Genomic DNA, 19,111 nt, shown 5'->3' on the forward strand with positions numbered 1-19,111 from the left:
TCTTCAATCTGGTTGTCACTCACCCCGACGGGTGGATCGTCGATTCATCGCCAACGCGAGCAGCGTCACGACGACTCCCATCATAGACAGCCCCCATTGGATGGATGAACCAAACCGCGCCGAGAGCGTGACGGAATCCCGCAGCGGCAGGGTTTCGAGGAGCGTTGCCGATTCGAAGATTTCCGTGTCCTGGCTCACGGAGCCATCCGGGTGCACGATCGCGGATACACCCGACGTGGCGGCGACGATCACCGCGCGGTCGAACTCGATGGCTCGCATCCGGCTCATCGCCAATTGTTGGTAGGTCATGTCCGAGAAGCCGAAGGTGGCATTGTTCGTTGGTGTAGTGAGGATCTGGGCTCCGTTGAGGACGGCCGTGCGATAGGCGGCGTCGACGATCACCTCGTAGCACGTAGCGACACCGAGGGTGACGCCGTCCATGACGACGGTGAAATTGCCGTCGCCGGGGCTGAAGTTGCTGGCGAGGTCCACCAGATCTGTGATTGAGGCGAAAAACTCTCGCATCGGCATGTATTCGCCGAACGGCTGGAGAAACACCTTCCGGTGGTAGTCCCCCGCCCCGTGCTCAGCGTCGATGACCTGCATCGTGTTGTAGTAACCGTGGGAGTCCTCGGTGATGGTGCCTACCAAAATCGGAGCCTCAATGGCCGCCGAGGCACCGTGGATCTCCTCATAAGCGAGTGGGTCCTTAAAAGGATTAACGTCCGAGGAGTTCTCCGGCCAGATGACGATGTCCGGCCGGGCGCCACTGGCCGCCAATTCCCGGGTGGCCCGGACGTGATTCGCGAGCACGGCCCGGCGCTGGGCGTTGAAGTCCAAGCCGAGGCGAGGAACATTGCCCTGGATAGCGGCGGCCTCTACCATGCCGACGTCCGCGGGGGCGGTGGCCGCAGTCACCGCCCCGGTGGCCACCGATGCTCCCAGCACCGTGACGGCCACGATGGCCCCCAGCACCCGGGTGCCGCGCGCCAGCACGATCGCCGCCAGCGCACAGCCCGCCAGGGCGGTCGCCGCCGTCACCAGGGCGGGACCGCCGACGCTCGCGAGTGCAGCCAGCGGGCCATCGATCTGCCCCCAGGCCAGGCGTACCCACGCAAATCCGCCGAAAGGCACCGAAGAACGTAGGTGCTCGACCGCCACGTACAGCAACGGGAACACGAGAAAACCGAAACGCCAGCGGGCGATAGCCACTCCGCCGATACCGGTGAGGATCGCGTACAGCGCGCAGGAGACGGCGAGCGCCACGTAGGGGAAGGTGCCGACCAACTCCCCGATCCACGGCAACGCGAAGAGATACATCGTCACACCGTGGACAAAACCGAGCAGGGCACCACGGCGCAGCGATGGCTCCCGCCAAGACACAGCACCGTAGAGTCCCGCGATGCCGAGGATGCCGGCGGGCCACCAGCCGAGTGGCTCGTAGGAGGTATACGCGAGCCACCCCGACACGGCGGCCAAGAGAAGCTGGACCGGAAGAACCATGGGGCTAGAAGCGACCGTCGTCGTCGATGACCTCGCCGGTGAAGCTGCCGAAGCGCGTGGAGCGCTGGGCCATGGGCGAGTGCTCGTACATCCGCGCTCCCATCACCTCGATGCGCTGGGTGAGCTTGCCGGCGGCGAAGCCGCGCAGCACGGCCCGGGTCGGCGGGAAGATGACGATGAGCCCGGCCAGTCCGGTGAGGAAACCGGGGATGGCCTCCAGCGCGGTGCCGGCCATGAGCAGGCCAATGTCATTGGCGGTCGTCAGGCCCCCGCGCTGGCCCCGGCTAGCGGCCTTAGCCACCGACACCATCTGGCTGAAGCCCAGCAGGGTTCCCAACACCATCCAGCCGATGAGTGCGAGGATTGCCCAGCCGACACCGATGAGCTGCGCGATGCCGTAAAAAGACAGGGCTTCAAGGACTACGAGACCGAGGAATATCGCCAAACGCATGGCCGCTACCCTACCGCACCGGCGTTAGGTGCTCACCTGCTGCAGCAGCCACTGGGCGTCGCGGGTAAAGCCCTGAAAGTAAGGGACGAAGTGGTTGACCGCCGTCCGGCCGTAGACCTGAAAAAGGGGGCGGATCTCCCAGTTGGCGCTTGGCCAGGCGTCGTGCAGCCGGCTGAGCATAGGAAACGGAATGATGTCGTCGTGGCGGCTGGCCCACAAGCGCACGGGGGCGTCGACGTCTCGCTTGCCGAGGCGCCGGCGTTCGATCTCCGCTGCGGTGTGTGGGAGGGATTCGAGCACGTCGGTGACACGTCGCCCGGAGCGGGTCCAACGCCTCGTTGATCGCCACCCGCTATCGCGGATGGTGCCGATAACGCACGTCGAGAGGATCCGGGATAGTTTCTCCTTGCCGTAGTCACTAAGAGTGTCGTCGATCTCCTGACGGATCGTTGGCGAGGTGGCCATGAGACCGGCGATGGTGTAGCCGATGACGGAGGTGATTGAGGAACCGTCGACGTGGCGGGCGACGTCGAGCAGGTCCGATGGCGGCGCCCCGACGACGGCGGCGCGAGGGCGCTCGTCGAGCCGGTCCTCGACATAGGCGGCGGTCGCTCCCCCGCCCTGGGAGTAGCCCCACAGCCCCAGCTGGCCGGCGCTGCCGAGTTGGCGGGCGGCTGCGACGGCGTGGGACAAGGTCAGCGCGGCGGATTGGTGATCGCAGTAGAGCTGAATCTGGGTGACGGGGTCGCGTGGATAGTCAATAGCGATGACATCCGCGCCGGCGTGGAGGAACCAGTGAATGACCGGCTGCTCGTAGGCGGCGATGAGGTCATGCCGATTGTGCCAATGCACGCCGACCTCGGCGGCGTGGGAGGGATCGCAGTGCGGTGCCACCCCGTACGTGCTCGGCGCGAAGGCGATAAGCGGGCCGTTGTGCCTCGTGCGATAGTGCACCGCCGAGCCGACGTGCCGTCGCCCGTGGGCGTCGACGCTGACAAAATGAATCCGCTGGGCCGCCACCTGCTGAGGTAGGCCTACCGGCTCGACGTTGCGCCGGGCGAGCACGGTGCCGACCGCGGCGCCGGCCGGTAGCGCGGGTGCGTACGGCAGTGGGGTCTCGTGGCGCAGCAGCCCGGTCACGGCGCCCGTGGCGAAAGGCCCGAAGGATTTCGCGAGCCGCCGAAAGGATCCGCTGCGGTATGTGGTCATGCGCCCGAAGCTTAATCGTCATGGCGGCGGGAAGGAAGGATAAACTGTGGCGCCATGACCGACGACGCCTGCCTTCCCCGCCCCCACTACGTTCCCGGACCCAGCTTCAGCGCCGAGGCGTGGGCGTCGCTGGCGGCCGCTGCCGCCGAGGGAGACGGCGTGGTTTATGTCACCAACGCCGGGGCGCTCGTCGTGCGCACGGCGGCGCCCGTGGCGAAGAGTTGTGAGCGCGAGGACCTCGTTCCAGCCGACGACGAGGACGCTTCCTCCACCGGTCCGGAGCTGGTGGGATGGGAGGATCGCGCCGACGGGCTCGTTGACGTGGGCTTCATTCCCCCGCTCGGGATGGTGAGCGCGAAGGTCGCCCAGCTCGTCGCGGTGCTTGAGGCGCCGGTGAGCGTGACTGCCTCACGCGGCCTCATCCTTCACGGGCTGCAACCCGGTCACGCTGAGGCGGCCGTGCGCGTCCTAGCGCCCTTGGGAGTGAGTTTCGACGCGGACACGCCCTGGACGCGGGTGAGCGCGTGCGTGGGGCGACGCGGATGCGCCGCTGCCCGCTCAGACGTGCATGCCGACGCCGCGGAGCTGGCGCGTGTTGGCGGCTCGGAGCGTACGCACGTCGTCGGCTGTGAGCTGGCGTGCGGGCGCCCGTCGGTCGCGCACGTGGAGTACGCGGCCACCGGCGAGGGCGATTACGAGGTCACCACCCGTTCCGCGGGGCGTGGCCGCGTAGACCTTTAGCGCGGCACCTTCCGCCACAGCGGACGCGGCACGAGGCGCATAGCGGCGGCAACGGCGGCGAGGACGGGTGGTACCCAGAACGTGCCGGGTGTACCCGCGTTGAGGCGGCGGGCGACGGCGTCGGCCACGTCGCCGGGGCGCACCGACAGCGGCGCAGGCTTCATCCCCTCGGTCATCGAGCCGATGACGAAACCAGGGCGGGCGACATACAGCTTGAGTTCACTGCCGTGGAGCCGGTCGGCGAGCCCCTGGCAGAACGCATCCAGTCCGGCTTTGGCGGAGCCGTATACGTAGTTCGGCCGGCGCGCCCGCCAGCCGGCGATGGAGCTAAACGCGACGATGGCGCCGCGGTCGAGGTGATCGGCCAGCACCGTAAGCATGGACACTTGCGCGAGATAATCGACGGCGGCGATCTCCGCAGCGTGGTGCTCATCGTGCTCGGCTCTCGCCTGATCGCCGAGGATTCCAAAGGCGACAATGGCGATGTCGATGGGGCCGGCGAGGCGTTCGGCCTCTTCAACTAGCCGCCGGTGCCCAGAGACGTCGGTGGCCTCGAATTCGAGGCGGTGTACCGAGCGGGCCGAGGGAAATGCAGGGATCCGGGATGGGTCGCGCGCAGCGAGGACGAGGTCGGCGTCGCCGGCGAGGCGCCGGGTCAGCTCAACCCCAATGTCGCTGGTGGCGCCAATCAGCAAGATGCTCATGCGCTAATACGGTACCCCGTCATCGACAGCGAGCCCATGGTGCGGCGATCGTTGAAGACGTCCACGTGCGGATCCTCCAGAGCGGCCTGCACGCCCGCGACGTAGGCCAGGGGCAGGAAATGATCCGGGGTCGGAACAGCCCGGGAGTAGGCGTCATGATCCATTAGCGCGGTCAGGCGCTCGGGGTCCTCGCGCATGATCTCGGCGGCGGCGAGATCGAAGTCATCGGCCCAACCGAAGCCAGTGTCGCCGGCGTGCCACTGCACCATGGACAGGTTGTGGACGACGTTGCCCGAACCGACGATGAGGACGTTGTGTTCCTTGGCAAGCCGCGCCAGCCGGGTACCGAGGGCGACGTGCTCCTCGAAGGGTTTGGTGGCGTCGATGGAGAGCTGGAGCACCGGGATGGTGGCCTCCGGGAACATGTGCTTGAGCACGCTCCACGTACCGTGGTCGAGACCCCAGTTGTGGTCGGATTGGACGAGGGTCGGCTTAGCGATGTCCTTGACGAGCTCGGAGATCTCCGGGTCGCCCGGTGCGGCGTACTCGATGGCGGAGAGCTCGGGCGGGAAGCCCCAAAAGTCGTGGATCGTCTTGGGGTTGGTCATGGCGGTCACGCCGGTACCGCGGGTGTACCAGTGCGCGGATACCGACAGGATGGCCCGCGGGGTCATGGACTGCCCGAGCGATGCCCAGGTGCGGGTGTAGTCGTTATCCTCCAGGGCGTTCATGGGGGAACCGTGGCCGACGAAGAGCGCGTGTGTTGTCATGACCGCAACTATAGCGTTGTTGGTTGAAGATTCAACCTTTTCGCGCCGGCGGCTTCGACGAAGACGATGTCCTCGATACGAACACCCCACTGACCAGGCACATACACTCCAGGTTCGATGGAAAACGCCATCCCTTCGGCTAGGGGAAGTTCGTTACCGGCGATGATGAACGGCTCCTCGTGCGTCGACAAGCCGATACCATGCCCGGTGCGGTGAGTGAAGTACTGCCCCCAGCCGGCTTCAGCAATAATCCCCCGGGCGGCGGCGTCAACATCGCAGGCCAACACACCCGGCGCCACGGCAGCGATGCCCGCTTGATAACCAGCGTGAACCGCCTGATAGGCCGCCACGAACTCGGCCGGCGGCTCCCCACCCGGCACCACGTAGGTACGCGTTGAATCCGAGTGGTAGCCGGAATCCAGCGTGCCACCGATGTCCACCACCACCGGGTCCCCAGGTTCCAGCACCCGGTCGGAAAACTCGTGGTGCGGGTTCGCCCCATTGGGCCCCGATCCCACGATGACGAAATCCACAGCGGTGTGCTCGCGCAGGATCAGCTCAGCCAGGTCTTCGGCAACCTCTTTTTCGGTGCGGCCGGCCTGCAACAACCCCGGTGCCTGGGCGTGAACGGCGTCAATGGCCGCACCCGCGCGGGCCAACTCGGCCGCCTCGAAGGGCTCTTTGACCTGGAACAGGCCCGAGGGCAGCGGCGTCGTCTCCCCATCAATGAGGGCCTGCAGCGCCAAGACGTGCAACGCCGTCAGCGAGGAACCCAGGCCCACATCGCCGGCCGGGAGACGATCCGCGACCAGCCGGTAGGGGTCCTCACCGTCGGCCCAGCCCACCTTCGTGACGTCGGCCGCGAACCCGACGATGTCCACCATCGGTGCCACCAAAGTGACGGAATCCGGGGTGATGACCAGGCAGGTCAGCCGCTCGTGGGACGTATTCCAACTCCCCGTGAAATAGGCCAGCTCGGCACCGGTTCCGATGATGACAGCCGCGAGGCCGCTGTCGCGAAGCGTCGCCTGCGCACGAGCGACGCGGGCAGAATAGTCAATACTCATGCCCCTCACCCTACGCGGAAACGGCCACCACTCCCCGACTGATCGCCGCCACTGCCCGGCGAGCATTACGGCGGATTTCATCGCTGTAGCCGGACTGCGCGATTTGCTGCAGCAGGTCATTAACCTGCAGACAGGATCGCACGAAGTCACCCGGGGTCAGCTCGGAGCCGTTACGGGCCGCCGCCGCCAGGCAGTAACCCAGCGGCGCGCCAGCCGCCCACTGATGCACCGCCGTCGCGAACTGCGGCTCCGGCTCCCGGGTGGCCGGGAGCTCGTGGCGCTGCTCGTCGGCCACGAGCTCCGCGTAGATACGCTCCGTGTCCTCCATCGCCGTGACCATCGCGTCCGTCGGCACCTCCACCTCCGGCGCCATGGTCGGTTTACGGTTTTCGAAGGTGCATAAAGACACCACACCCGCCAGCTCGGCCGGGTCCAACCCGTCCCACACTCCTCGCTTGAGGCACTGGGCGACCAATAGGTCCGTGGCAAGGTAAATCCGCGCCAGGCGGTCGCCCTCCTCAGTGACCACCGGCTCCCCAGCTACGATCTCCACGTAGTCCAACTCCGTGAGCAGTGCGAGGATTTTCTCAAAGTCGCGCGCCAGGCTGCCCTGGGCGTGAGCGACCTTGGCTCGGCCTCGGTCGTGGAGCGCTTGGAGCCGACCAACCTCCTCCGCCGTACGGGCGAGCGCCTCCCGGTCCGCCGTGGGCCAGGAATGGACCGGGTGATTGTGCACCGCCTCGCGGTACTTCGACGACAGCCGTGTACGCTGCCGCATCTTCTTCGGCCTGTGGAAGCGCTGGCGTTTGAACTCCGCCACCACTGAGCGGACCGCCCGACGCGGCTGACGACGCGCCGCCGTCGACAAACGCATCCGGCCCACTTCGATGGGCGGAATAGTGATGCCTTCCGCGTCGATGCGCCCCGACCAGCCCTGCTCGGTGGTGATCCACGGCCGCGGATCCGAGGCCTGGGCGGCCGCCATGTTCACCACCGCGAGCAGTGGACGCTTCGCGGCGGCCAAGGCGATGACGTCGCCGGCCTGCAGACGCCCCAGGATGGCGATGACTTCCTTGCCGCGTTCCTCCGCCGCCTGTCGCTTTGCTTCGCGTTCCCGGTGCGCCAGGTCGCGTCGCAGCTCCACGTACTCCACCACGTCGTCGGCGGTGCCGGGCACCGCCAGGCGTTCAATCTGGTCAGCCAACCTTGCCTGCGCGGCGGTGAGCTTGGCGGTCGTGCGCTCCAACTCGCGGGCGTCGCCGACGACGGAGGCGTCCGCCTGATACTGGGCGAAGGATTTTTCAATGAGCGCAATGGACTCATCGAGGCCGTTGAGGCGCAGCAGGTTGATCGCCATGTTGTAGCCCGGCGAAAAGGTGGATATCAGCGGATAGGTACGCGTCGACGCCAACCCGGCTACTGCCCGCGGATCCACCGCTGGCGCCCACTGCACGACGGCGTTGCCGAGGGTATCGATTCCTCGCCGGCCTGCTCGCCCGGTGAGCTGCGTGTACTGCCCCGGGGTGAGCTCCACGTGGGCCTCGCCGTTGAATTTCACCAGGCGTTCCAACACCACGGTGCGCGCCGGCATGTTGATACCCAACGCCAAGGTCTCGGTGGCGAATACCGCCTTGATAAGGCCCTTGACGAATAACTCCTCGACGATGTGCCGAAACGCCGGCAGCATTCCGGCGTGGTGAGCGGCGAAACCGCGGGTCAGGGCCGAACGCCACTGCCTAAAACGCAGCACCCGCAGGTCCTCGTCGGGAATATCGGCGACCCGCCGGTCGACAATCTCCCCGATCTCCGCGGCCTCCTCCTGCGTGGTGAGCACGAGCCGGGAACGGTGGCATTGGATGAGGGCGCCGTCGCAGCCTGCCCGCGAGAAAATGAACGTGATGGCCGGCAGCATCTGCTGGCCATGAAGAACCTCCAGCACCTCCGGCCTGCCCAGAGGCTTGAAGCGGTCCTCGTGCGTTTCGATGCGCTCGATGTCTCGAAGGAGCCGGCCGTTGACCCGATCCCCGCCGGGCTCGAAGAGCTCGTGAATACGCCGCCCCACCATCATGTACTGGTTGAGCGGCACCGGCCGGAACTCCGACACGACGACCTCGGTGTCCCCGCGCACGGTGCGTAGCCACTGCCCAAACTCCTCGTAGTTGGAGACCGTGGCCGACAGGCCGACGATGGACACCGACTCGTCCAAGCCGAGGATGATCTCCTCCCACACCGCGCCGCGCTCTCGGTCGGCCAGGTAGTGAATCTCGTCCATCACTACGTGACTGAGGCGATCAAGGCGACCGGAGCGGGCGTAGATCATGTTACGAAGCACCTCGGTGGTCATCACGACCACGTCGGCCTGCGGGTTGATAGACACGTCGCCAGTGAGCAGACCCACCGCGTCCTCGCCGTGGGCCGCCACCAGGTCGTGATACTTCTGGTTGCTCAACGCCTTGATGGGCGTGGTGTAGAAGCACTTCGTCCCGCGGCTTAAGGCGAGGAATACTGCGTACTCCCCCACGACGGTCTTGCCGGCGCCGGTGGGGGCGCAGACGAGCACACCACGGTCGGAGTCGACCACCCGGCACCCCTCGAGCTGAAAGTCGTCCAGCTCATAGGGGCGGGCGGCAATAAAATCATCGAGAGCAGCCATGCCCCCTAGAGTACGTCGTCAAAGTAACTCGTCGACGGTGCGGAGTCGAAAGTGCCGGACGGGCGGGCCGCCTGGGTGGGAGCCGGGCTCGGCTCCTTCACGGGCGCCGGGGCGGCTACGGGTGCGGTCATAGCGGGGGCGGTCGCTGGCGCCGCGATCGGCTCAGCCGGGTCCACCGCCGCCGGGGTGTAGTCGAGGCGCGACGCCTCGTCGTCGCTGAGGTCCGCAAACTCCTCGGCGTTCATCCCGTGGCGCTTGTCGTTCCAGCGGCAGAATTGGAACGCCATCTCCACGAGCAGGCCGACCGATACGCCGAGTGCGAGCATCGAATACGGGTCGCCACCCGGGGAGAGCAACGCCGCGAAGATGAAGACCAGCACCCAGACGATCCGGCGCTTGCCCCTGATCGCGGCGTACTCCAGCAGCCCGATGGCGTTGAGGGAGACGATGATGAGCGGCACCTCGAAGGCGACGCCGAAGACCACCAGCAACGTCAGCACCAGGTTGTAGTACTTTTCACCGGTCCATGCCGCCACCTGCGTCTCCTGGCCGATTCCCGTGAGGAACAACAGGCCGAAGTCCAACACGAAGTACGCCAGCACCGCGCCAATGACGAAGAGCGTCACCGCGAGGCCGACGAAGACAATGGTGTAACGGCGTTCGTTCTTGAGCAGACCCGGGGTGATAAACGCCCAGATCTGGTAGAGCCAAAACGGAGAGGACAGTACTGCGCCGGCCAGTGCACCGACCTTGAGGCGCAGCATGAACATCTCCATCGGCGAGGTGGCCAGCAGGCGGCATTCGCCGTCTCCGGTGAGATCGGCGCGGTATTCCGGCGGCAGTGAGCAGTACGGCCCACGGATGATCTCACCGAGGGTGATGAACCCCGGGGGCGCCCAGCCGTACCAAATGAAGCCGACGATGGTGCCGACGAGCAAGAAGAGCACCGCGAAGATGAGCCGCTGGCGCAGCTCTTGCAGGTGCTCGACGAGGGTCATCTCGCCGGTGGGATTCTTCGGCCGCCGCCGAAGCTTGTTCTTCAGTGCCATGGAACTCCTAGCAGACGCGTCGCGACAGTCCTCTCGGGCGGTGAACCCAAGCCGGGAGGTCGGTGATTCTACTGCTGGGTCTGCTGCTGGTTCGGCAGGTAGTTCTGCGCGGGCGGCTGCTGCGGATCCTGCGCGATCTGACGCGGCTGGTTTTCAGGGCGATCCCAGAAATCAGGCTGCGGCTGCGGCTGCACCTGCGGGGCGTCCTCGTTTTTCATCTCCTTGACTTCGGACTTGAAGATGCGAGCGGAGCGGCCGACGGAGCGAGCCAGGTCCGGCAGCTTTTTGGCTCCGAAAAGAAGCAAGATGATGAGAAGGATGATGGCGATTTCCCACGGGCCGAGGTTCATCAGGGCCACCTTTCACGTTGACTAGTTTCCGGGATACCAGCCTAGCTGGCTAGGTCGATTGTTCATCGTATCCGGCGAGGCCGAGTTTTGCTCGACGAGCTACCTCCGCGGCCGCATCCGCCGGACTGAGCAGGGTCAACCGGTCGGCATGACTCAGACAGAAGCGAATGAGCCAGTCCCTGGAGCCGTAGGCGAGTTCGGCGAGGACGGACTCCTCGCCGTCGGTCTCTTCCGCCCTCGCCTCACACACTGTGGCGCTATCACTGACGGCGAGGGGCACGTAGTCCTGCAGCCATAACGCTCGCCGCTGGATGCGCACCGTGGCGTTGTGGCTAAAAGCGAAGGGATCGTCGGGCACCAGCTTGTGGTGCGGGTTAGCGCGCTCGTCTGTGACCGACGGGTCGCTGATCCGGTCGAGCCGGAAACTCCGGTGCTCCCCGCGGGAGTCATCCCACGCCAGCAAATAGGTCTCCCCATCGCGGACCACGAGACGCACTGGGTCGACGAGGCGTTGTTCGCTGGCCAACCGGGAGGCGTTCCAATACGTCATCGCCAGCCGGCGCCGGCCGTGAAGCGCCTCGGTGACGACCGCCAGATCGGGATCTCTCACGTCCGGGTCGGTGTCCGGCAGCCCGGCGGTGATCTGGGACTTCGCCGCCCGGATTTTGGCGGCCGCGCTACGCGCCGCAGTCGGATCGATGAGGTGGTCCTCAAGGTGCTCCAGCATGAGCAGCAAGGCGGTGGCTTCACGTGTGGTTAGCCGCAGCGGTGTGACCGCCCCTTGGTTCATCGGCCCCACAAACGGGTCGCTGCTTTCGAAGGCTAGTTCAAGCAGGGGGCCGGTGCTGTTGGCCACTCCGGAGATATGCGCCCGCTGGAGGGCGCGGAAGGCATCGCTGGGTTTCATTCCCAGGTTTATCGCGGCTTCGAAGGCGGTGTGGGTGGGGTGAGCCCGCAGGTAGGGCACGATGTTCAGGGCGCGGACCAGCTCGAGGTAGCGGTCATGCTGATAGTTGGCAGCGCCGGATGCGGTCATGACCTCTGTGCCTCCCTGAGCAGGTTGATGACGTGCTCGCGCACGCTTTCGGGCGATTCGACGATGACGCCGGGGGCGTAGGCCGCTGCGGTACGGGCGATGTCGTCGGCGTTGACCTGCGACAGCTCGATGATCCCGTCGACGGGCTGACCGAATTCGGTCGCTACTCCTTCGGCCACGCGAAGCCGAACGTCGACGAGTACCCGGAAGGATTGGAGGTTCTCTCGCACCACGTCGACGAGGCTTTTCTCCGGGACGGCGTGTGTGGACTTGCCGCAGCTATTGACGTCACTGACGCGGATGGCGCGGAAGCATCGGGTATCGTCGCGGTCCAGGTCGTGGCCGACGAGGTACAGCCGCCCGTCAAGCGGGACCAGGCTCCACGGATCCATTCGGCGGTGCTGCGCGGGTGCGTCGCCGGCCGGGTGATAGCTGAAGGTGATACTGAGCTTGTACTTGATGGCCATGAGCAGCCGCTCGATGATGTCCGGGTTGATGCGTATGACATCGTTTTCCTTCGTCAGGCGGGGAACATGGCCCGTGCGGGCGCTGGCGAAGTCCCGCTCCGCTCCTGAGGCGGCGAGTTTCGTCCACCCGGAATTCGCGAAGGCGCCGAGGGCACTGTCGTGGCCGAGTTGCCCAGCGATGGCGATCGTATTCGCCTCGTCGGCGTTGAATTCGATGGGCGTCAGCGCGTAGGAATCGACGTTGAGCGCGACGCGCCGGTCCTTGTCCACCCGAATGGGAACCCCGGTGGCGCGCAACGCCTTGATATCGCGGGCGACAGTGTTCTCGGATTTGATGTCCTCGTATCCGTCGACGTTATTTAACACCCACGAGTAGGAGCGCGGACGGGTCTCGTTGAGCAGGGCGAAGGTGAGATTGACCTGGCGGCCAAGCATCGAGTCGTACCGAGCCATCACCCCAGCCCTTCGATGAGGGCATCGACGCGCTCGTCGACGTTGGTAAACGGGTCAGGCAGCTCCACCTGGTTGAACTCGTGCTTGAGGCGAACCCAGTCCACGGTGACGCGGGCGCCGACGGCGTCAGCACGGGTGAGAAACGCCCCCCGGAGTGCGGCACGGGTCGTGGCCGGCGGGTGCTCGACGGCGTCGGCGATGTCCTCGTCGGTGGTCAGGCGTCGGGCCAAACCGCGGGACACCAGCACGCTGTGTAGGCCGCGTCCGGGGCGGATGTCGTGGTAGGCGAGGTCAATCTGGCGCAGCTTCGCCTCCGACGCTCGCCCGGCGTAGCGGTCAAGCAGGGTTTTCTTTATCACCCAATCGATCTCGGTGGCCACGCCTGCGAGGTCTCCGGTCTCGATGCCGCGCAGCGTCCGGGCCCACAGGTCAACGGCGTAAGTCAGCTCGGGGTCTGCCGCCTCGGCCGGGCGCTCGTCGAGCCACCGGGTCGCGGCGTCGCAATAAATCTGCTGAACGGCCAGCGCCGAGATGGTGGTCCCCGACTTCAGCAGCAGCGGCGTAGCCCCGGAGGCATCGCGGGCGATGTCGCGGATGTGCTTAATCGGGTTCGCTAGCTCCAGGCTCGGCAGGTCGAAGCCTGCCTCCATCATCTCCAGGACCAGCAGCGTCGAAGCGATCTTGAGGACGAACGTCGGCTCAGACATGTTCGAATCGCCGACGATGACGTGCATTCGGCGGAAACGTTGGGAATCCCCGTGCGGTTCGTCGCGGGTGTTGATGATCGGCCGGGCGCGCGTCGTCGCCGAGGAGATGCCCTCCCACACCTGGTCCGCCCGCTGGGACAGCAGGAAGGTCCCGTCCCGGTACAGCCCAGCCCCGCAGATGAGCTGGCGGGTGATGAGGAAGGGCAGCAGTTTCGTGCCGAGGGTCTTAAGCACCATGTCGCGGCCGAGGAGGTAGTTTTCGTGGCAGCCGTAGGAGTTGCCCACTGAGTCGACGTTGTTCTTGAACAAGTACACCGACCCGGAGATCCCCTCCGCTTGAAGGGCTTGCTCGGCGGTGAGGGCTAGCCGGTTGACGGTGGCGTCGCCGGCGCGTTCGTAACGCAGCAGCTGCCCGACACTGTCGCACTCCGCAGTGGCGACCTCCGGATGAGAGCCGACGTCCAGGTACAACCGGCCCGCGTTGTGCGTGAAGATATTCGTCGACGAATAGCGCGCCACCAGGGGGCGGAACAGGTAGCGGGCTGTCTCCTCGGGGCTGAGCGCCCCGGCGATGCCATACTCCGTCTCCACCCCCATGATGCGGCGGGTGAAGACGGTCACTGCCCGCCCTTTTGCACGTAGGAACGGACGAACTGCTCGGCGTTGTTCTCCAGCAGGCTGTCGATCTCGTCGAGGAGATCGTCGGCGCCGGTGAGGTGCACCTGGCCGGCGGACTGGGCCTCGGAGGAGGCGTCGTCGTTGCCGCCGGAACCGAACATCTGTTGCTGTGCCATTTAAAAGACTCTCCTAACGTGTTGTAGATAGATTATCGCTTAGAACGACGTCCACGCCCGCGTTAACAAGGCCGGCGACGAGTTCATCAACGCTGGTGGCCGATTCGACGAGGTCACCCACCAGCTCCCGGGTGCCGCCATCGACAGCGGTTTGGGCGATGACCGCCGTGCCCGCCGTCGTGGCGAGGGTGATGTGCAGCCACGACGCGGAAACCACGTCCTCCGGGAAGCGAGCACACAGCCGGCCCCGGAGATAGGCTCGCGAGTCCGACGGCGGCGTGTCGACGGCGCGGGCGATGGCCTCCGCGTCGACAAGAGTGCGCATCCTGCCTGAGCGCACCAGCGCGTGATAAAGCGACCGTTGTGGGTCGATGTCCGCGTACTGCAGGTCGACGAGCGCGAGCTTGGCGTCATCTAGCGCTACTCCCCGGTCCAGGTAGCGGGAGATGAGCGCGTACTTGGCGGTCCAATCCAACCGGTCCGCGGTGCTCAGCGGGTCCCGGGCAAGGTCGGTGAGCACCTCGTCCCACAGCTTCGCGACGCGTCGCTGCACCGTCGTGGCCGGGTGGACGCGGTCGAGGTAGACGCGCAGGATCTCTATCGCGGTCAGGCGCCGGCCGTCGCGCAACTGCAGCCGGTGGGTGAGGCTGAGGTCGTGGGAGACGGCCTTGATCTCCGCGACGGCATTGCTTAGCCGCAGGTCGGTGAAGTCCACGCCGTCCTCGATGGCGTCCAGGACCAGCTCGGTCATGCCCATCTTGAGGAAGGCGGAGTACTGAGACATATTCGCATCGCCGACGATGGTGTGCAGGCGCCTAAACTGCGCCGGGGCGGCGTGCGGCTCGTCGCGGGTGTTGACGATGCCCCGGTTGAGCGTCGTCTCCAGCGAGATCTCCTGCTCGATGTAGTCCGCGCGTTGGGAGATCTGGAAACCGGGCCGCTCGGAGTTTTGGCCGATGCCCATCCTGCCAGCGCCGATGATGACCTGGCGGGTGGTGAAAAACGGGATGAGCGCCTGCGCGACGACGTCGAAGTCGATGCTCCGCGAGTACTGGTAGTTCTCGTGGCTGCCGTAGGAAGCACCCTTGCCGTCGACGTTGTTCTTGTAGATCTTCAGCGGCGGACAGGGATCGTGGCCCTTGAGCACCGACACGCCTTGGGCGTGTAACTCGGCGAGGTCCTTCACGCAGCGGTGCAGGACCAGATCCCCGGCGGCGTCGTACACCATCGCGTCGAAGGCGTTAGACACCTCCGGGCTGGAGTATTCGGGGTGGGCGTGGTCCACATAAAAGCGGGCGCCGCTGGCGGTCATCACATTAGCCACCCCGATGGTGTCCGCCTCAACGACCGGCACCGTGTGATAGCGGCGGAGGTTGAAACCGCGGGCGTCGGCCAACGGCTCCTCGTCCTGGTAGTCCCACCGGGAGCGGGCCCCGGTGCGCAGCGCCGCATAGGAGACGACGGCGTGGGTAGAGGTGATAATCGGGCTGAGTTGCGGACGCGACGGCGTGGCTATTCCGTATTCGGTCTCGGTTCCCATAAAACGCGTCATAATGAACCAGAATATCCGAGGCGCCCGCGGGATCTAGGTCAGAACGCGCGCGGACACCACTCGAAGGCCGTGGCGGCCGGTGATCCGGCTCCACTCGTCCGGGGACGCCGTGTTCGGCAGGTCCTCGCTCTCACTCTGCTCGGCGGCCACCGCGTCGATAAGATGCCGCGCCGACACACCGGCCGTGCTCACGCCGGCGAGGTGGTCCTTAATGGCCGCCTTTTTCGCCCGGTCCACGACGTTGGCGATCATCGCCCCGGTCACGAAATCCCGATAGTACAGCGTTTCGGTGCTGCCATCAGCGAGGGTGAGTTCCACGTACTGCTTGGGAGCGAAGAGAGCGTCGACGATCGTCGCCGTGAGGTCGGCCAAGTCGCCGTCGTGCGGGGTGGCCTCGGTGAGATGGCGAGCGACGATGTCCGCCGCCCCTGCCCGGTCCGGCCGGCCGATGCGCACCTTAATGTCCAACCTCCCGGGGCGCAGAATAGCTGGGTCAATTAGCTCCTCGCGGTTCGTGGCCCCGACGATGATGACATTGCTTAAGTCCTCCACCCCGTCCATCTCGGTGAGCAGCTGCGGGACGATGGTGGTCTCCATATCCGAGCTCACCCCCGAACCACGGGTACGAAACAGGGACTCCATCTCGTCGAAGAAAATGATGACCGGGCGGCCCTCACCGGCCAGCTCCCGGGCGCGCTCGAAGATAAGCCGGATGCGGCGTTCGGTCTCGCCGACGTACTTGTTGAGCAGCTCCGGGCCCTTGACGTTGAGAAAGTAGGACCCGTCGGAGCCGAGGGAATGGGCGATGGCCTTGGCGATCATCGTCTTTCCGTTGCCCGGTGGACCATAGAGCAGCACCCCCTTCGGCGGGGTGAGCTGATAGGAACGGAACAGCTCCGGGTGGGCGAAAGGCAGCTCCACGGAGTCGCGGATCTGCTCGATCTGCGCGTCGAGCCCGCCGATGTCGGCGAAGGTGACGTCCGGGACCTCCTCTAGAGCCAGCTGGGTGATCTCCGCCTTATCCACCTTCTCCACGGCCACTCCGGCCTTGACGTCTGCGAGAACGGTATCGCCCGCCCGGGCTCCGTCCGTGAGCGCGGCGGCGAGGTGGACAAGGTGCTCGTCGCCCTGCGGGCCCTGCACCACCGCCCGGTCCGGGCCGATCTTCTCCACGAGCGTGAACAAATCCCCGGCGGCGGCGAAGCCGCAATCCTCCACGACGACGTAGCCCTCCCCCAAGCGCACCAGGGCCCCGGGCGTGAGCTCAGCGACATTCGGGGACACCTTGACCCGCATACGCCGGCCCTGAGTGGAGATGTCCGCCTGGCCGGGGCAGGGTACCGCCAGCACCACACCGAACGTCGAGGCCGGCTCCGCCAGGGCCTCCACCTGGGCGTTCATCTGTGCGAGCCGATCTCGGGAAGCCTTGAGCATCTCGGCGAGCTTCGTGTTGCGCAGGCCGAGCGCCCGGACCTCGCGCTTGAGCTCGGCGTTGTCCTGCCGGAGAGAAACGGTGGTTTCGGACATAAGCCCCAGGTTAGCGTCGGGCCTTGCGCTGCGGCCGCGGCGGGGTGACGCCATCGGCCAGCCGGCGCGTCATCACCAAAAAGGCGGTGTGGGCATTCATCCGGTGCTCCGGGCGGGTGGCCAGGCCCTCAACGCGCCACTCACGCAGCAGCGTCTCCCACGCGCGCGGCTCCGTGAAGCACTGCTGCGCACGGATGCCTTCCATGATGTTCATCAGCTGCGGCACAGTGGCCACGTAGGTCATGAACACCCCGCCGGGGATGAGGACGTTTTTCACCGTCTCCAGGAAATGCCATGGCTCCACCATGTCCAGGATGACGCGATCCACTGGCCCACCCAGGTCCTCCGGGGTGACCTCGCCGAAGTCCCCGAGGCGCGGAGACCAATGCTCCGGCTGCTGCCCGAAGTATTCGGTGACGTTATCAATCGCGAAGCTGAGGTGGTCCTCGCGAAGCTCATAGGAAAAGACGTGCCCTTTCTCCCCCACGGCGCGCAGCAGCGCCATCGACAACGCGCCGGATCCGGCGCCGGCCTCCAGGACGCGCGCGCCGCTGAAGATATCGCCCTCCACGAGGATCTGGCCAGTGTCCTTCGGATAGATCACCGCCGCGCCCCGCGGCATGGACAATACGTGGTCCACCATGAGGTGGCGGAAGCAGAGGAAATCCGTGCCCATCGTGGAGGTGACCACGGATCCCTCATCCGACCCAATGATCTCATCGTGGGCGATCATGCCCTTGTGCGTGTGGAAATGCGCGCCGGGAGTGAGTTCGAAGGTGAAGTGACGGCGCTTTGGGTCCGTGAGCTGGACCTTGTCGCCGGGTTGGAAGGGGCCAGAATATGCCACGGGATGCGTCTTTCCGTCGGAGATTACGTTCGATCTAGGAAGTCAAGTATGCCTCAAGGGCGTCGATGAGCGATATCTCATCGCGCAGGCTCATCATTTCCCGCGCCGAGTGCATACTCAGCAGCGGCACACCCACGTCCACCGTGGGGATGCCCAACCGAGTAGCCGTGATGGGGCCGATGGTGGAACCACAGCGCACCGAGTTATTGCTCACGAACACCTGGTGGTCAATGCCGGCGCTCGCCCGCTCCCACAGGGCAATGGTCGCCGCGTCGGAGGCGTAGCGCTGATTCGCGTTGACCTTGGTGACTGGACCCGCTCCCAGCACCGGCCGGTGCTGAGGATCATGCTTGTGGGGATAGTTCGGGTGGATCGAGTGCGCCGCATCGGCAGACACGCAACTCGACGCCGCGATGAGCTGGCGCGGATCCTTCCCCAGCGCCCCAGCCAGGCGATACAGAAGGTCCTCCAAGAGCGATCCCGCCGCACCCTGCGCACTGGCGGAGCCGACTTCCTCATGATTGAAGGCGGCAAGGACGACGACGTCGTCTAGCTCACCGACGTCGCGCGCCGCCCGCTCTAAGGCGATCATGCCGGCGAACACCGAGGAGAGATTATCGAGGCGCGCCGAGGTCACCACGTCTCCGGTGATCGCCGCCGGCTGGGCGTCGACGGTAATGAGCTCATGGCCGGCGATATCCGTCACCTCCACGCCGAGCTCCCCTGCTACCGCCTCCATGATCGGCCCGACAAGCGAGATCGGGCTCAGGTGTGCCTGTCGGTCGATGTCCTCCCGGCCCAGGTGGATGGCGAGATTCGCCAAGCGCAGCGCCGGGCCGGTGGACACGAGGTGCTCGGTGCCGTCGAGCAGCACCACCCGCCCAGCGACAGTGAGCTCCCGGTCGAAGAAACTCTCCAGGATCGGCCCGCCATAGACTTCCACCCCTACCTGGTCGAAGCCGAAGGCCTGGTAGTCCGGCCGCGGTTTGAGCATCAGCCCCGGGGAATCCGTATGAGCCCCGATGATGCGCACGCCGCGCGGGTTGGGCGGGATGACGTAGGACACCACTGCCCCGCCGCGGATGATGGTGTGCCCACCCACAGAGGCGTCGAAGTTGTCCTGTTCGAGTTGGCGGGGGAACCCCAGGTGGCGGGCGACCTCGTGGGCCGCGTGGAAGGCGCTCGGGGAAGCGACCAAAAATTCACGGAGGTCTCGTGCTACAGCCATGTC

Annotated in this window: 18 protein-coding genes; 1 reads left to right on the plus strand and 17 read right to left on the minus strand. The window is 65.9% G+C overall.

The genetic code is table 11. The features are described 5' to 3' along the window. Positions 1–15: 15 nt before the first annotated feature. The 3 genes from lnt to CUTER_RS05285 are packed head-to-tail and all read right to left on the minus strand — an operon-like array spanning position 16 to position 3,163. On the minus strand, positions 16–1,503 hold the full coding sequence (lnt, locus tag CUTER_RS05275) for an apolipoprotein N-acyltransferase (protein WP_047259545.1): 1,488 nt from the start codon (positions 1,501–1,503) through the stop codon (positions 16–18). Positions 1,504–1,507: 4 nt separating this feature from the next. Next, a complete protein-coding gene (locus CUTER_RS05280; RefSeq protein ID WP_047259546.1) occupies positions 1,508–1,954 on the minus strand; it encodes an FxsA family protein in 447 nt (148 codons plus the stop codon). A 24-nt stretch (positions 1,955–1,978) separates the two neighbouring features. Then, complete coding sequence (locus CUTER_RS05285; RefSeq protein ID WP_052844042.1) at positions 1,979–3,163, minus strand: lipase family protein; 1,185 nt, start codon at positions 3,161–3,163, stop codon at positions 1,979–1,981. Between the two features lie 54 nt (positions 3,164–3,217). Here CUTER_RS05285 and CUTER_RS05290 point away from each other — a divergent pair, with 54 nt between their 5' ends. Continuing rightward, positions 3,218–3,904 (plus strand): hypothetical protein, encoded by a 687-nt coding sequence (locus tag CUTER_RS05290; protein WP_052844043.1) that lies wholly within the window; start codon positions 3,218–3,220, stop codon positions 3,902–3,904. Here the strand turns inward: CUTER_RS05290 and CUTER_RS05295 are convergent. The 14 genes from CUTER_RS05295 to CUTER_RS05355 form a co-directional block, all read right to left on the minus strand. Then, entirely contained in the window at positions 3,901–4,608 is a 708-nt protein-coding gene (locus CUTER_RS05295; protein ID WP_047259547.1) for an SDR family NAD(P)-dependent oxidoreductase, read from the minus strand. The two genes, CUTER_RS05290 and CUTER_RS05295, sit on opposite strands and share 4 nt — an antisense overlap. Next, positions 4,605–5,378, minus strand: a complete 774-nt coding sequence (ygiD, locus tag CUTER_RS05300; protein WP_047259548.1) for a 4,5-DOPA-extradiol-dioxygenase — start codon at positions 5,376–5,378, stop codon at positions 4,605–4,607. The genes CUTER_RS05295 and ygiD overlap by 4 nt, the downstream gene beginning before the upstream one ends. 8 nt (positions 5,379–5,386) lie before the next feature. Further along, entirely contained in the window at positions 5,387–6,445 is a 1,059-nt protein-coding gene (locus tag CUTER_RS05305; protein WP_047259549.1) for a M24 family metallopeptidase, read from the minus strand. A gap of 10 nt (positions 6,446–6,455) precedes the next feature. After that, the gene (locus CUTER_RS05310) at positions 6,456–9,098 is read right to left on the minus strand and encodes a DEAD/DEAH box helicase (RefSeq protein ID WP_047259550.1); all 2,643 of its coding nucleotides are present in this window, start codon (positions 9,096–9,098) and stop codon (positions 6,456–6,458) included. Between the two features lie 5 nt (positions 9,099–9,103). Continuing rightward, positions 9,104–10,147 (minus strand): twin-arginine translocase subunit TatC, encoded by a 1,044-nt coding sequence (tatC, locus tag CUTER_RS05315; protein ID WP_236684770.1) that lies wholly within the window; start codon positions 10,145–10,147, stop codon positions 9,104–9,106. 68 nt (positions 10,148–10,215) lie between these two features. Continuing rightward, positions 10,216–10,497, minus strand: a complete 282-nt coding sequence (gene tatA / locus CUTER_RS05320; protein ID WP_047259551.1) for a Sec-independent protein translocase subunit TatA — start codon at positions 10,495–10,497, stop codon at positions 10,216–10,218. 49 nt (positions 10,498–10,546) lie between these two features. Further along, entirely contained in the window at positions 10,547–11,533 is a 987-nt protein-coding gene (locus CUTER_RS05325) for a helix-turn-helix transcriptional regulator (RefSeq protein ID WP_047259552.1), read from the minus strand. Then, complete coding sequence (locus tag CUTER_RS05330; protein WP_047259553.1) at positions 11,530–12,453, minus strand: helix-turn-helix transcriptional regulator; 924 nt, start codon at positions 12,451–12,453, stop codon at positions 11,530–11,532. The genes CUTER_RS05325 and CUTER_RS05330 overlap by 4 nt, the downstream gene beginning before the upstream one ends. After that, a complete protein-coding gene (gene pafA, locus CUTER_RS05335) occupies positions 12,453–13,757 on the minus strand; it encodes a Pup--protein ligase (protein ID WP_082121400.1) in 1,305 nt (434 codons plus the stop codon). The genes CUTER_RS05330 and pafA overlap by 1 nt, the downstream gene beginning before the upstream one ends. A gap of 20 nt (positions 13,758–13,777) precedes the next feature. Beyond that, positions 13,778–13,954 carry a ubiquitin-like protein Pup gene (locus tag CUTER_RS11300; RefSeq protein WP_082121279.1) on the minus strand — a complete coding sequence of 59 codons (177 nt, stop codon included), beginning with the start codon at positions 13,952–13,954 and terminating at the stop codon, positions 13,778–13,780. Between the two features lie 13 nt (positions 13,955–13,967). Next, positions 13,968–15,506, minus strand: coding sequence for a depupylase/deamidase Dop (gene dop, locus CUTER_RS05340; protein ID WP_047259555.1), 1,539 nt, complete (start codon positions 15,504–15,506; stop codon positions 13,968–13,970). Positions 15,507–15,539: 33 nt separating this feature from the next. Continuing rightward, a complete protein-coding gene (arc, locus tag CUTER_RS05345; RefSeq protein WP_144412269.1) occupies positions 15,540–17,033 on the minus strand; it encodes a proteasome ATPase in 1,494 nt (497 codons plus the stop codon). A gap of 10 nt (positions 17,034–17,043) precedes the next feature. Beyond that, the gene (locus CUTER_RS05350) at positions 17,044–17,880 is read right to left on the minus strand and encodes a tRNA (adenine-N1)-methyltransferase (protein ID WP_047259557.1); all 837 of its coding nucleotides are present in this window, start codon (positions 17,878–17,880) and stop codon (positions 17,044–17,046) included. Between the two features lie 34 nt (positions 17,881–17,914). Further along, positions 17,915–19,108, minus strand: coding sequence for a M18 family aminopeptidase (locus tag CUTER_RS05355; RefSeq protein WP_047259558.1), 1,194 nt, complete (start codon positions 19,106–19,108; stop codon positions 17,915–17,917). Positions 19,109–19,111 lie beyond the last annotated feature (3 nt).

It is taken from the genome of Corynebacterium uterequi, assembly GCF_001021065.1.
GTDB lineage: Bacteria > Actinomycetota > Actinomycetes > Mycobacteriales > Mycobacteriaceae > Corynebacterium > Corynebacterium uterequi.

What these genes read in the sequence shown, in the direction of transcription:
- tatC (WP_236684770.1), bottom strand. Translation starts at nt 10,147, where the DNA reads ATGGCACTGAAGAACAAGCTTCGGCGGCGGCCGAAGAATCCCACCGGC.
- CUTER_RS05295 (WP_047259547.1), bottom strand. Translation starts at nt 4,608, where the DNA reads ATGAGCATCTTGCTGATTGGCGCCACCAGCGACATTGGGGTTGAGCTG.
- CUTER_RS05280 (WP_047259546.1), bottom strand. Translation starts at nt 1,954, where the DNA reads ATGCGTTTGGCGATATTCCTCGGTCTCGTAGTCCTTGAAGCCCTGTCT.
- lnt (WP_047259545.1), bottom strand. Translation starts at nt 1,503, where the DNA reads ATGGTTCTTCCGGTCCAGCTTCTCTTGGCCGCCGTGTCGGGGTGGCTC.
- CUTER_RS05310 (WP_047259550.1), bottom strand. Translation starts at nt 9,098, where the DNA reads ATGGCTGCTCTCGATGATTTTATTGCCGCCCGCCCCTATGAGCTGGAC.
- tatA (WP_047259551.1), bottom strand. Translation starts at nt 10,497, where the DNA reads ATGAACCTCGGCCCGTGGGAAATCGCCATCATCCTTCTCATCATCTTG.
- CUTER_RS05325 (WP_047259552.1), bottom strand. Translation starts at nt 11,533, where the DNA reads ATGACCGCATCCGGCGCTGCCAACTATCAGCATGACCGCTACCTCGAG.
- CUTER_RS05330 (WP_047259553.1), bottom strand. Translation starts at nt 12,453, where the DNA reads ATGGCTCGGTACGACTCGATGCTTGGCCGCCAGGTCAATCTCACCTTC.
- arc (WP_144412269.1), bottom strand. Translation starts at nt 17,033, where the DNA reads ATGTCCGAAACCACCGTTTCTCTCCGGCAGGACAACGCCGAGCTCAAG.
- pafA (WP_082121400.1), bottom strand. Translation starts at nt 13,757, where the DNA reads ATGGGGGTGGAGACGGAGTATGGCATCGCCGGGGCGCTCAGCCCCGAG.
- CUTER_RS05355 (WP_047259558.1), bottom strand. Translation starts at nt 19,108, where the DNA reads ATGGCTGTAGCACGAGACCTCCGTGAATTTTTGGTCGCTTCCCCGAGC.
- ygiD (WP_047259548.1), bottom strand. Translation starts at nt 5,378, where the DNA reads ATGACAACACACGCGCTCTTCGTCGGCCACGGTTCCCCCATGAACGCC.
- CUTER_RS05305 (WP_047259549.1), bottom strand. Translation starts at nt 6,445, where the DNA reads ATGAGTATTGACTATTCTGCCCGCGTCGCTCGTGCGCAGGCGACGCTT.
- dop (WP_047259555.1), bottom strand. Translation starts at nt 15,506, where the DNA reads ATGACGCGTTTTATGGGAACCGAGACCGAATACGGAATAGCCACGCCG.
- CUTER_RS05290 (WP_052844043.1), top strand. Translation starts at nt 3,218, where the DNA reads ATGACCGACGACGCCTGCCTTCCCCGCCCCCACTACGTTCCCGGACCC.
- CUTER_RS05285 (WP_052844042.1), bottom strand. Translation starts at nt 3,163, where the DNA reads ATGACCACATACCGCAGCGGATCCTTTCGGCGGCTCGCGAAATCCTTC.
- CUTER_RS11300 (WP_082121279.1), bottom strand. Translation starts at nt 13,954, where the DNA reads ATGGCACAGCAACAGATGTTCGGTTCCGGCGGCAACGACGACGCCTCC.